Below are 12,578 nucleotides of genomic sequence, written 5' to 3'. Positions count from 1 at the left end.
GGCGGGGGCGTCGGCGACCGTGCGGAGCACGACCAGGGCCGCGCCGTCCATCGCCGCGTGCTCGCCGCCCGCCGCGATGCCGACCTGCGCGTCCGCCCACGCGGCCGCCAGCACCCGGGACCGCAGCTGCGCCACGACGGCGTCGGTCAGCCAGGGGGCGAGCGGCGCGTAGATCCCGCCGAGCACCACGCGCTCGACGTCGACGAGGTTGACGAAGTTCGCCAGCGCGACGCCGAGCGCCTCCCCCGCGGACCGCAGCGCCCGCGCCGTCCGCTCGTCGCCCGCCCCGGCCGCGGCCAGCAGCGCGTCGACCGGCTCCTCGACGTCCCGGCCGGCCGCGCGCAGCAGCGCGTCCTTGCCGGCGTACTGCTCCAGGCAGCCGCGCGCGCCGCAGGTGCACCGCGGCCCCTGCTGGTCGACGACGGTGTGGCCGAGCTCGCCGCTCCAGCCGTGCCGGCCCGCGAACACCTCGCCGTCGAGGACGATCGCCGCGCCGATGCCGACCTCGCCGGACACGTACAGGAACGACTGCCCGGCCGCGCCGGTGCGCGCCTCGGCCCGGGCGGCGAGGTTGGCCTCGTTGGCGAGCCGGACCGGCAGGCCGTCGACCTCCGGGTGGGCCGCGAGCAGCGCGACGACGTCCACGTCCCGCCAGCCGAGGTTCGGGGCGAGCCGCAGCGGGCCGGTGCCGCGGTCCACCAGGCCGGGCAGCGCCAGGCACATCCCGGCCAGCCGGGCCTCCGCGGGCAGCGCCGCGCGCACCTCGCCCACCAGCGCCGCCAGCACGCCGAGCACCCGCACCGGGTCGCTGTGCCGGAAGTCGCCGCGCGTCTCGCGGTGCGCGACCACCCGCCCGGCGAGGTCGAGGGCGCGCACGCCCACGTAGTCGACGTTCACCTCGGCGCCCAGGCCGACGACGGTGCCGGACGCGGGCACCAGCGGGACGGCGGGCCGGCCGGCGCGGGCGGTGACGGCGGGCGGCAGCTCGTCGACCAGGCGGCCGCCGATGAGCAGGTCGACCAGCGCCGACACCGCACCGCGGGTCAGGCCCGTCGCCGTGGCCACGTCCGCGCGGGACGGCGGCGGGTCCCCGGCGGCGCCGGCCGCGTCCAGGACGTGCCGCAGCACCAGCGCGAGGTTGTGCTCGCGCAGGCTGCCCTGCCGCGCGGGCTCGCGCCGGCGCGCGGTCGTCGCGGGCGCGCCGCCGGGCTCGGTCATGCGGTTGACCCTAACCGGTCGCAGCGATAAGTTCATCCACAAGACAAACCCCGCAGGACCTCAACGAGGAGTGAAGATGGTGCGCACGCCCACCCGCGACGACAAGTTCTCCTTCGGCCTCTGGACCGTCGGCTGGAACGCCCAGGACCAGTTCGGCAGCGCGAGCCGACCGTGGCTCGACCCGGTGGAGTCGGTGCACAAGCTCGCCGAGCTCGGCGCCGCGCACGTCACCTTCCACGACGACGACGTGGTGCCGTTCGGCTCCGACGACGCCGAGCGCGAGCGCATCCTCGGCCGGTTCAAGCAGGCGCTGGCTGACACCGGCATCACGGTCGAGATGGTCACGACCAACACCTTCAGCCACCCGATCTTCAAGGACGGCGCGTTCACCTCGAACGACCGCCGCGTGCGCCGCTACGGCCTGCGCAAGGTCATCCGGAACGTCGACCTGGCCGCCGAGCTCGGCGCCGACACGTTCGTCATGTGGGGCGGCCGCGAGGGCGCGGAGTACGACTCCGCCAAGGACCTCAACGCCGCACACGACCGGTACGCCGAGGGCATCGACACCGTCGCCGCGTACATCAAGGAGAAGGGCTACGGCCTGCGGATCGCCATCGAGCCGAAGCCGAACGAGCCCCGCGGCGACATCCTGCTCCCGACGATCGGCCACGCCCTCGCGCTCATCGCGAAGCTCGAGCACGGCGACATCGTCGGCCTGAACCCGGAGACCGGCCACGAGCAGATGGCCGGCCTCAACTACACGCAGGGCATCGCCGAGGCGCTGTGGGCCGGCAAGCTGTTCCACATCGACCTCAACGGCCAGCGGTCCATCAAGTACGACCAGGACCTCGTGTTCGGCCACGGCGACCTGTTCTCCGCGTTCGCGACCGTCGACCTGATCGAGAACGGCTTCCCGTCCGGCGGCCCGCGCTACGACGGCCCGCGGCACTTCGACTACAAGCCGTCCCGCACCGAGGACTTCGACGGCGTGTGGGAGTCGGCCAAGGCCAACATGGCGACCTACCTGCTGCTCAAGGAGCGCGCGCAGGCGTTCCGCGCCGACCCGGAGGTCCAGGAGGCCCTCGAGGCGTCCGGCGTCCTGGAGCTGTCGCAGCCGACCATCGGCGAGGGCGAGACCCTGGCCGACCTGCTGGCCGACCGGTCCGCGTACGAGGACTTCGACGTGGACGGCGTGGCCGCCCGCGGCTTCGGCTTCGTCCGCCTGAACCAGCTCGCGCTGGAGCACGCGCTCGGCGCCCGCTGATCCGAGCAGTCCGGCGCCGAGGTCGGGGGTTTCGCGTGAAACCCTCGGCCTCGGCGCCTTCTCCCGTCACCTGAGCAGAGCAAGGACGCATCCTCATGGCCCTCGTCGCCGGGGTGGACTCCTCCACCCAGTCCTGCAAGGTCGTCGTGCGCGACGCCGACACCGGGGCGCTGGTGCGCTCCGGCCGCGCGTCGCACCCCGACGGCACCGAGATCCACCCGCGGCACTGGTGGGACGCGCTGCAGACCGCGGTGCGCGACGCCGGCGGGCTGGACGACGTCGACGCGGTCGCGGTCGGCGGGCAGCAGCACGGCATGGTCGCGCTGGACGCCGACGGCGAGGTCGTCCGCGACGCGCTGCTGTGGAACGACACCCGGTCCGCGCCGTCGGCGCTGGCGCTGATCGACGAGCTGGGCGGGCCGCAGGCGTGGGCGGACGCGATCGGCTCGGTGCCGGTCGCCTCGCTCACCGTCACCAAGCTGCGCTGGCTGCGGGACCACGAGCCGGACGCCGCCGCCCGGGTCGCCGCCGTCGCGCTCCCCCACGACTGGCTGACCTGGCGGCTCGCCGGGCACGGTCCCGGGACGGACGGCCTGGACGCGCTGGTGACCGACCGGTCCGACGCGTCCGGCACCGGCTACTGGTCGCCGTTCACCGAGGACTACCGCCCCGACCTGCTGGAGCTCGCGCTCGGCCACGGCGCCGTGCTGCCGCGGGTCGTCGCGCCGCACGCCGCGGCCGGCGTCGTCGGCGACGGCGGCCTCGCCCGGGCCGGCGTCGCACTGGGCGCCGGGGCGGGCGACAACGCCGCCGCCGCGCTCGCGCTCGGCATGGTGGCCGGGGACGTGGCGATCTCGATCGGCACCTCCGGCGTCGTGTCCGCCGTGTCCGGGGCCCCGACCGCCGACGGCTCGGGCCTGGTGACCGGGTTCGCCGACGCGACCGGCGCCTACCTGCCGCTGGCCTGCACGCTCAACGCCTCCCGGGTGCTCGACGCCGCGGCGCGGATGCTCGGCGTCGACCACGCGGGCCTGTCCGCGCTCGCGCTGTCCGCACCGGCCGGCGCCGACGGCCTGGTGCTGGTCCCCTACCTGGAGGGCGAGCGCACCCCGAACAAGCCGGACGCGACCGGCGCGCTGCACGGGATGCGGCTCGCGAACACCACGCCGGCGCACCTGGCGCGGGCCGCGGTCGAGGGCATGCTGTGCGCGCTCGCCGACGGCCTGGACGCGCTGCGCGCGCAGGGCGTGCCGGTCGAGCGGGTGTCGCTGATCGGCGGCGGCGCGCAGTCCGAGGCCGTGCGCCGGATCGCGCCGGCCGTGCTCGGCACCGCCGTGACCGTGCCGACCCCCGGCGAGTACGTGGCCGACGGCGCCGCGCGCCAGGCGGCGTGGGTGCTGAGCGGCTCGGAGCAGCCGCCGGCGTGGACCGCGGCCGGCGAGGCGGAGGTCTACGAGGCCGACGCGGCGCCGCGCGTGCGCGAGCAGTACGCCGCGGTCCGGGACCTCACGGCCACCCGCCGCTGACCGCCGGCCGGGACGCACGACGGCCCGGCACCCACCAGGGTGCCGGGCCGTTCGCGTGCGCCGGGGCGGTCAGCCCTGGGCGGCCTCGTAGGCCTCGCGGATCTCGGCGGAGATGCGGCCGCGCTCGGAGACGTCGTAGCCGTTCTCCTTCGCCCAGGTGCGCACGGCACCGGCGTCGGAGGACCGGCGCGGACGGCTGGCGCCGCCACCGCTGCTGCCGCCGCGGCCCGAGGAGGAGCGGCCGCCGACCTTGCGGGCGTGGCCGACCCAGGTGCCGAGCGCGTCGCGCAGCTCGGCCGCGTGCGCGCTGGTGAGGTCGATCTCGTAGGACACGCCGTCGAGCGCGAACGTCACCGTCTCGTCCGCCGTGCCGCCGTCAATGTCGTCGACCAGCAGGACCTGAACCTTCTGTGCCATTTCGCCCTCCCGAGCCCTTGGCCGCCGTCGCAGGCCCCCGGCGGCGATCGGCGAATATGTACGGAGGGCAAAAGCATGGCAGCCGAATGGCGTCCCGTCAAAGGACGCGCGTCAATGGTTCAGATTTCGGACGAGTTGTGCGTCTCATTCGCGCGGGCCGCGTCCTCGCGATCCATCCGCGCCAAAGCCGCGCGTTCCGTGCGGTCGGCGTTCACGAGCGCCCGGATGGCGATCCAGAAGATCACCCCGACACCGACGGACGGGATGAGCGCGGCGAGCGCGGGACCGATGTTCATGCGCACCAGGGTACGCCGCAGAATGCCGCCGCCCGGCGGCCCGTCGGGGCCACCGGGCGGGTGCGCACGACCGCCGTGGTCAGGCCTGCGGCTTCACCAGCGGGAACAGGATCGTCTCCCGGATGCCCAGGCCGGTGAGCGCCATGAGCAGGCGGTCGACGCCCATGCCCATGCCGCCGGTCGGGGGCAGCGCGTACTCGACGGCGGCGAGGAAGTCCTCGTCCAGCTGCATGGCCTCGTCGTCGCCGGCGGCCGCGAGCAGGGCCTGCGCCTCGAACCGCTGCCGCTGGATCACCGGGTCCACCAGCTCGGAGTACGCGGTGGCGAGCTCGAAGCCGCGGACGTACAGGTCCCACTTCTCGACCTGGCCCTTGATCGTGCGGTGGTCGCGGGTCAGCGGGCTGGTCTCGACCGGGAAGTCGCGGACGAACGTCGGCGCGTGCAGGTGGTCGCCGACCTGGTGCTCCCAGATCACCTCGACGAGCTTGCCGTGGCTGACCCGCTTCGGGTCGAGCTGCACGTCGAGCCGGTCGGCGATCTTCTGCAGGTGCTCGACCGAGGTCTCGGGGGTGATCTCCTCGCCGAGCGACTCGGACAGCGAGCCGTACATGGTCAGCTGCGCCCAGTCGCCGCCGACCTCGTACTCCTCGCCGTCGGGCAGCGTGATGGTCGTGGTGCCGAGCACGTCCTGCGCGGCGGTCTGCACGAGGTCCTGCGTGAGCGCCGCCATCGTGTCGTAGTCGCCGTAGGCCTCGTACGCCTCCAGCATCGCGAACTCCGGGGAGTGCGTGGAATCCGCGCCCTCGTTCCGGAAGTTCCGGTTGATCTCGAACACGCGCTCCAGGCCGCCGACGGCGGCGCGCTTGAGGAACAGCTCCGGCGCGATGCGCAGGTACAGGTCGATGTCGAACGCGTTCATGTGCGTCACGAACGGACGCGCCGCGGCGCCGCCGGGCTGCGTCTGCAGCATCGGGGTCTCGACCTCGAGATAGCCGCGGCGGTGGAAGTTCTCGCGCAGCGAGCGCACGACGCCGGCGCGCAGCCGGACGGTGTCCCGGGCGGCGGGGCGCACGATGAGGTCGACGTACCGCTGGCGGACGCGCACCTCCTCGGACAGCTCCGGGGCCTCCTCGTCGCCCTTCGCGTAGAGGTTGGGCAGCGGGCGCAGCGACTTGGCGGCGAGCGTCCACGCGTCGGCCATCACGGACAGCTCGCCGCGGCGGGACGCCACGACGGTGCCGTGCACGAACAGGTGGTCGCCCAGGTCGACGTCCGCCTTGAACGCGGCGAGGCGGTCCTCGCCGACGTTGGCGAGGCTGAGCATCGCCTGCAGCCGGTTGCCCTCGCCGTCCTGCAGCGTGGCGAAGCAGAGCTTGCCGGTGTTCCGCAGGAACACGACGCGGCCGGCGACGCCGACGACGTCCTCGGTCTCCTGGCCCGGCTCGAGGTCGGGGTGCGCGGCACGGACCTCGGCGATGGTGTGCGTGCGCGGGACGCCGACCGGGTACGGCTCGACCCCCTCGGCCAGCATCCGGTCCCGCTTCTCGCGCCGGACCCGGAGCTGCTCGGGGAGGTCGTCGGCGGCGGGGGCGGGCGTCTGCTGCGGCTCGGTCACGCCCGGAATCCTACCGAGCGGGCGGGGCCCCGGCCGTCACGGGTGCCGGGGCGCGGGGTCAGACGCCCTCGACCAGGTCGAGCGCCAGGTCGAGGATCGGCGACGAGTGCGTGAGCGCCCCCACCGACAAGTAGTCCACGCCGGTCGCGGCCACCTCGGCGGCCCGGTCGAGCGTGAGGTTGCCGGTGGCCTCGAGCTCGACCCGCCCCGTCGCCGCCTCGCCCGCGCGCACGGCCTCGACGGTGGCGGCCAGCACCGGCGTGGGCATGTTGTCGAGCAGCAGGAACCGGGCGCCGACCCCGACCGCCTCCAGCGCCTGCTCGGTGGTGTCGGCCTCGACCTGGATGGTCACGTCGGGGAACCGCGCGCGCACGGCCTCGACCGCCGCCGCGACCCCGCCGGCCGCCACGACGTGGTTGTCCTTCACCATCGCGACGTCGTGCAGGCCCATGCGTTTGTTGGTGCCGCCGCCGCGCCGCACGGCGTACTTCTCGAGCTCGCGCAGGCCCGGCGTGGTCTTGCGGGTGTCAAGCACCTGCGCCCCGGTGCCGGCCAGGGCGTCGGCCCAGCGGCGGGTGTGCGTGGCGACGCCGGACGCGCGCGAGGCGAGGTTGAGCGCGGTGCGCTCCGCGACCAGCAGCGCCTGGACCGGGCCGGCGAGGACCGCCAGGACGTCGCCCGGCGCGACGGCCGCGCCGTCCGGGACCCGCTGGTCGACGGTCGCCGGGGCGAGGCCCAGGCGGTCGGTGACCTGGCGCAGCACCTCGGCGACGACCGGCAGGCCGGCGACGACCCCGGCCTCGCGGGCCACCAGGTGCGCGACGCCCCGGACGTCGGGGGCGACGGTGGCCTGGGTGGTGACGTCCCGGCCCGGCGCGGGGCCGAGGTCCTCGTCGAGGGCGACCGCGACGGTGCGGGCGAGCCAGGCGGGGTCGAGGGCGTCGGGCGTGGTCACGCACGCAGCCTAGGGCCGGGCGCGGGCCCAGGGCCCCGGGGGTCAGTCCTGGGGGGCGCGGCGCTGGGTCAGCTCGCCGTCCGGGGACAGGGTCGCCTCGACGCGGACCAGCCACGCCGCGTCGTCGCGGTCGGGGTGGTCGCTGCGCAGGTGGCCGCCGCGGGTCTCCCGCCGGGTCGCCGCCGCGGCGGTCAGCACCGTGGCCACCTGGTGCACGTTCGTGGTCTCCCACTCCGCGACCTGCGGGTCCGCGACCGGCCGCTCCCCGCCCTCGACGGCCCGGTGCGCGTCCGTGCGGACCGCCGCGAGCGCCTGCGCGGCCGCGGCGAGGCCCGCCGCGGACCGCAGCACCCCGGGCCCGTCGGTCGCGATCCGCTGCACCCGGGACCGGGCCGCGCCCGCGACCAGCGCCTCCGGCCCGGGCCGCTCGACGGGCTCGGCGGGGCGCAGCGCGCCGGTCTCGACGCGGTGGGCGATGTCGTGCGCGGCGCGGTGCGCGAACACCAGGCCCTCGAGCAGCGAGTTCGACGCCAGCCGGTTCGCGCCGTGCACCCCCGTGCACGCCACCTCGCCGACCGCGTACAGGCCCGGCAGCGTCGACCGCCCGACCAGGTCGGTCACCACGCCGCCCGAGTGGTAGTGCTGGGCCGGGGCGACCGGCACCAGGTCGGTCGCCAGGTCGAGGCCGTGCTCGGCCAGCCGGGCGCCGATCGTCGGGAACCGGTGGTGCAGGCGCTCGGCCCCGAGGTGCCGGGCGTCCAGCAGGACGTGGTCGGCGCCGGTGCGGGCCAGCTGCCGGACGATCGCCTTCGCCACGACGTCCCGCGGCGCGAGCTCGGCCAGCGGGTGCACGGCGGGCAGGAACCGGTGCCCGTCCACGTCAACCAGGTGCGCGCCCTCGCCGCGGACCGCCTCGGAGATGAGCGCGAGCTGGCCCTTCACGCCCGCCCCGAGCCACAGCACCGTCGGGTGGAACTGCACGAACTCGACGTCGCCGACGGCGGCACCCGCGCGCAGCGCCGCGGCCAGGCCGTCGCCGGTCGCCTGCGCCGGGTTGGTCGAGGACCGGAACACCTGGCCGATGCCGCCCGTCGCGAGCACCACCGCCGGCGCGAGGACGGCGCCGACGCCGTCCCGGCTGCCCTCGCCGATGACGTGCAGCGTCACGCCGCACACCGGGCCGGGCCGGCCGTCGCGCCCCGGGGCGCCGGTGAGCACGTCGAGGACGAGCGCGTGCTCGACGACCTCGATGCCGGGGTCGGCCTGCACCGCGGCGAGCTGCGCGACCAGGGCCCGGGAGATCTCGGCGCCCGTGGCGTCGCCGCCGGCGTGCGCCACCCGGTCGGCGTGGTGGCCGCCCTCCCGGGTCAGGCTGAGCGTGCCGTCCGGCTCGGTGTCGAACACCGCGCCGCGCGCGACGAGCTCGCGGACCCGCGCCGGGCCCTCGGTGACCAGCACCTCCACGGCCCGCGGGTCGCACAGCCCGACGCCAGCGACGAGCGTGTCCCGCAGGTGCGCCTCCGGGGAGTCCGCCGGGTCGAGCGCCGCCGCGATGCCGCCCTGCGCCCACACCGTCGACCCGGAGACCAGCCGGTCCTTGGTCACCAGCAGCACCCGCGGCACGCGGGTGCGCAGCTCGAGCGCCGCGGTCAGGCCGGCGATGCCGGAGCCGACCACGACGGCGTCGGCCCGGGCGGTCCAGCCCGGGGCGGGCGCGGCCAGCCGGCGGGCCAGCCGCGTGGTCACCGTCCGGCGCGCGCGTCCCGCGCGGCGTCGTTCGCCCCCGACCCCAGGTCGTCGCGCACCGGGTGGTCGTGCCCGTCGCCGGTCCCGTGGTCGGGGCCGGCCCCGTCGCGCTCCACCAGGGTCCGGCCCTGGTCGAACGGCACGCCGCTCGGGTGCAGCCCCGACGCGGCGGTCCAGGACTCCGGCACCGTGCCCGGGTCGTGCCCCGTGTCCATGATCCGGTTCTCGGCGTCGACCAGGACGACGTGCGGCTCGTAGGTCCGCGCCTCGGCGTCCGACAGCATCCCGTAGGCGATGAGGATGACGACGTCGCCGGGGTGCACCAGGTGCGCCGCTGCGCCGTTGATGCAGATCTGCCCCGACCCGGCCTCGCCGGCGATCACGTAGGTCGTGAGCCGGGCGCCGTTGGTCACGTCCACCACGTCCACCTGCTGCCCGGGCAGCAGGTCGGCCGCCGCCAGCAGGTGCGCGTCGACGGTGATCGAGCCGACGTAGTGCAGGTCGGCCTGCGTCACGGTCGCGCGGTGGATCTTGCCGATCATCATCGGCCGCTGCAGCGAGGTCATGGTCACGCCCACCTCACGTCGGAGTTGTCGATCAGCCGGGTCGCGCCGACGGTGGCCGCGAGCGCCAGGACGGCCGAGCGCCCGGCCAGGTCCGCCGCCGCGCCGGTCACGTCCTCGAAGGTCACCGGGTCCACGACGGCGACGTAGTCGGTGCCGACGGCGGCGCCGTCCAGCACCGCCCGGGCCGCCGCGCGCACCGCGTCCGGGTCGCCGCCCGCGTCCGCCGCCGCCTGCCCGGCCGCGAGCGCGCGGCTCAGCGCCAGCGCCTGCTCCCGCTCCGGCGCGGACAGGTAGGCGTTCCGGGAGGACAGCGCGAGGCCGTCGGCGTCCCGGACGGTCGGCGCGCCGACGACCTCGACCGGCACGTCCAGGTCCCGCACCATGCGGCGCACCGCGGCGAGCTGCTGCACGTCCTTGCGGCCGAACAGGGCGACGTCGGGGGCCACCAGGTGCATCAGCTTGAGCACCACGGTCAGCACGCCGTCGAGGTGGCCGGGGCGGGTCGCGCCCTCGTAGACCGTGCCGACCGCGCCCGCGGACACCCGCACGCCCGGGTCGCCGTCGGGGTACACCACGTCGGGCGCCGGGGCGAACACCACGTCGCCCGCGCCCAGCAGGTCCGCCCCGGTGAGCGACGCCAGGTCGCCCTCGAGGTCCCGCGGGTACCGGTCGAGGTCCTCGGCCGGGCCGAACTGCAGCGGGTTGACGAAGATCGTCACCACCACCTGCTCGCCGCGGGCGCGCGCCTCGCGCACCAGCGACAGGTGGCCGGCGTGCAGCGCGCCCATGGTCATCACCACGGCCCGGCCGCCGGCCGGGCGGGCCGCCAGCGCGTCCGCGAGCTCGCCGCGCGTGCGCGCCAGCGTGGGGGCACCCGTGCGTGCCTCGGTCATGCCTGGTCCTCCTGGTCGGCGCCGGGTCCGGCCGTTCCGCCGCCCGCGCCCTCGTCGTCGTGCGCGCCGTGCACCGTACTCCCGTCGGGCCCCGCGGCGTGAGCCGGGCCGGCGCCGTCCGGGGTGGGGCCGGTCACGCCCGGGGCACCGGGGCCGGCCTCCGGTGCCGGGTCGCCCGTCGCCAGCACGTCCAGCAGCGCCCGGCCCTGCTCCGCGCGCAGCAGGCCGGCTGCGAGCGCCCGCCCGGTCGCCGCGCGGGACAGCGCCCGGTAGGACGCCGCCACGTCGGTCGCCCCGGTCCGGACGCCCAGGTCGGTCAGCACGTCGAGGTGGTCGCGGACCGTCCCGGCGTCCCCGCGGCGGACCGGGCCGGTGAGCGTCGTGACGGCGCCGTTCGTGACCTCGCCCTCGGCGTCCCGCCCGCCGCCGGCGGACTCGGCCCGCAGCGCCCCGTCCAGGGCCGCGGTCAGCAGCGGCCGCAGCACCGCGCCGGGGTCGGCGACGCCCGCGGCCGCGAGCGCCTGCCCGGCCTGCGCGACCAGGACGACCAGGTGGTTCGCCCCGTGCGCCAGGGCCGCGTGGTAGAGCGGCCGCGCCGCCTCGTCGAGCACCACCGGCTCGCCGCCCATCTCCACCACCAGCGCCTGCCCGATCGGCAGCACCGGCGTCGGGGCGGTCACCGCGAAGGTGCAGCCGACCAGCCGGGACAGGTCGAGCGAGGTGCCGGTGAACGTCATCGCCGGGTGCAGCGCGATCGGGATGACCCCCTGCGCCCGCGCCGGGTCCAGCACCGCCGCCCCGTACCGGCCGGCGGTGTGCACGACGATCTGCCCGGGCTGCCACGCCACGGTCGCCGCGAGCCCGGCCACGAGCTCGGCCAGCGCGTCGTCCGGCACCGCGAGCAGCACGAGCTCGGCGCGGCGCACCACCTCGGGCACGTCCAGCACCGGCACCCCCGGCAGCAGCGCGTCGGCCCGCTCGCGGGACGCCTCGGACACGGCGCTCACGCCGACCACCGGGTGCCCGGCCGCGCGCAGCGCGCTGCCCAGCACCGCGCCGACCCGGCCCGCGCCGACGACGCCGATCCCCAGCCGCGTCATGCCCGGCGCATCCACTGCTCCGGCCCCGCCCCGGCACGCGCGGTCCTGGCCCGCGTCGCCTGCTCGTCGAGGAGGCCCGCGGCGACCCGCTGGTCGAGGTGGTCCACCCTGGGCGACACCGGCCCGGGCGTCGAGTGCAGCTGGAACGACGCCAGCCCCAGCCGGCGCTGCAGCGGCCCCTGCTCCAGCGCGAGCGACTGGGTGCGCTCGTGCGGGACGACGACGAGCTGGCGCACCAGCACCCCCGAGCGCAGCACCAGCGCGCGGTCGGTCACGGTCACGCCGTGCCGGCGCCAGCCGATCGGGTCGAGCCACCGGGACCGGCGCGGGGCCACGGCCCAGCCGCCCTCGTCCGTGCGCCCCGCGAGCCCCGCCGCCACCAGCGCCCGCGGGTCCGCGGTGCCCAGGTCCGGCAGCACCAGCCACAGCGCCAGCATCGCCTCGTCGCGGGTGCCGACGGGCAGCAGCACGTTCTCGGTCTGGGTCTGGTCGCCGCTGCTGCCGTAGCCCGCGACGTTCACCTCGACCCGCCACCAGTCCGGCTTCCGCCACAGCAGGCCCTGCGTGACCCGCACGGCCTGCACCCGGCCCGGCGGGACGGTCTGCGCCCGCGACTCGGTCAGGCCGTGCCGCAGCCGGATGCCGTCCGGGGAGATCGCCGCACGGAAGTTCGCCCCGCGGTTGAACCGGGTCCAGGTGTACGACACGACGCCGAGCAGGGCGGGCAGCAGCGCGAACGCGGAGCCGACCTGGCCGGTGCCGGCGATCAGCGCGCCGACGGCGCCCAGCATCACCACGAGCCAGATGGTCGCCGACGACAGGAGCGTGGACACCAGCAGCCGGCCGACCGGGACCTCGTAGACCGGGTGCTCGGGCGCGACCGGTGCCGGGCCCTCCCAGCCGCCGTCCGCGTCCGGCTCGACCGGGAGGGTCAGCGCGGCGTCCGGGTCGGCGGTCGCGGGGTGGTCGGTCGCCGGGACGG

12 protein-coding genes are annotated in these 12,578 nt (G+C 76.6%); 2 read left to right on the top strand and 10 right to left on the bottom strand.

The annotated features are described in order from the left end of the window. On the bottom strand, positions 1-1,218 hold a 1,218-nt coding region (locus G6556_RS12180; RefSeq protein WP_166941655.1), incomplete at its 3' end, for an ROK family protein. A 76-nt stretch (positions 1,219-1,294) separates the two neighbouring features. Here G6556_RS12180 and xylA point away from each other — a divergent pair. After that, a complete protein-coding gene (gene xylA / locus G6556_RS12175) occupies positions 1,295-2,482 on the top strand; it encodes a xylose isomerase (RefSeq protein WP_166941654.1) in 1,188 nt (395 codons plus the stop codon). A 95-nt stretch (positions 2,483-2,577) separates the two neighbouring features. After that, a complete protein-coding gene (xylB, locus tag G6556_RS12170; RefSeq protein WP_166941652.1) occupies positions 2,578-4,008 on the top strand; it encodes a xylulokinase in 1,431 nt (476 codons plus the stop codon). 69 nt (positions 4,009-4,077) lie between these two features. Here the strand turns inward: xylB and G6556_RS12165 are convergent, their stop codons facing one another. The 9 genes from G6556_RS12165 to G6556_RS12125 form a co-directional block, all read right to left on the bottom strand. Then, entirely contained in the window at positions 4,078-4,425 is a 348-nt protein-coding gene (locus tag G6556_RS12165) for an Lsr2 family protein (protein WP_166941650.1), read from the bottom strand. A gap of 119 nt (positions 4,426-4,544) precedes the next feature. Continuing rightward, positions 4,545-4,721, bottom strand: a complete 177-nt coding sequence (locus tag G6556_RS12160; protein ID WP_166941648.1) for a hypothetical protein — start codon at positions 4,719-4,721, stop codon at positions 4,545-4,547. A gap of 79 nt (positions 4,722-4,800) precedes the next feature. Beyond that, positions 4,801-6,336: a lysine--tRNA ligase gene (gene lysS, locus G6556_RS12155; RefSeq protein WP_166941646.1), complete on the bottom strand. Its 1,536-nt coding sequence runs from the start codon at positions 6,334-6,336 to the stop codon at positions 4,801-4,803. Positions 6,337-6,394: 58 nt separating this feature from the next. Then, a complete protein-coding gene (gene nadC / locus G6556_RS12150) occupies positions 6,395-7,291 on the bottom strand; it encodes a carboxylating nicotinate-nucleotide diphosphorylase (RefSeq protein WP_166941644.1) in 897 nt (298 codons plus the stop codon). A 42-nt stretch (positions 7,292-7,333) separates the two neighbouring features. Continuing rightward, the gene (locus G6556_RS12145) at positions 7,334-9,037 is read right to left on the bottom strand and encodes an L-aspartate oxidase (RefSeq protein ID WP_166941643.1); all 1,704 of its coding nucleotides are present in this window, start codon (positions 9,035-9,037) and stop codon (positions 7,334-7,336) included. Then, positions 9,034-9,603: an aspartate 1-decarboxylase gene (panD, locus tag G6556_RS12140; RefSeq protein ID WP_240934441.1), complete on the bottom strand. Its 570-nt coding sequence runs from the start codon at positions 9,601-9,603 to the stop codon at positions 9,034-9,036. The genes G6556_RS12145 and panD overlap by 4 nt, the downstream gene beginning before the upstream one ends. Before the next feature lie 2 nt (positions 9,604-9,605). Next, positions 9,606-10,496: a pantoate--beta-alanine ligase gene (panC, locus tag G6556_RS12135; RefSeq protein ID WP_166941642.1), complete on the bottom strand. Its 891-nt coding sequence runs from the start codon at positions 10,494-10,496 to the stop codon at positions 9,606-9,608. Beyond that, a complete protein-coding gene (locus tag G6556_RS12130; protein ID WP_166941640.1) occupies positions 10,493-11,596 on the bottom strand; it encodes a DUF2520 domain-containing protein in 1,104 nt (367 codons plus the stop codon). The genes panC and G6556_RS12130 overlap by 4 nt, the downstream gene beginning before the upstream one ends. After that, positions 11,593-12,578: PH domain-containing protein (locus G6556_RS12125; protein WP_166941638.1), on the bottom strand; the 986-nt coding region annotated here is incomplete at its 5' end. The genes G6556_RS12125 and G6556_RS12130, both read right to left, overlap by 4 nt.

Origin of the sequence: Cellulomonas sp. IC4_254 (assembly GCF_011603975.1) — a bacterium.
Lineage (GTDB): Bacteria > Actinomycetota > Actinomycetes > Actinomycetales > Cellulomonadaceae > Cellulomonas.
The sequence above is the reverse complement of the archived record's forward strand: the minus strand, read 5'-3'. Positions and strand labels throughout refer to the sequence as shown.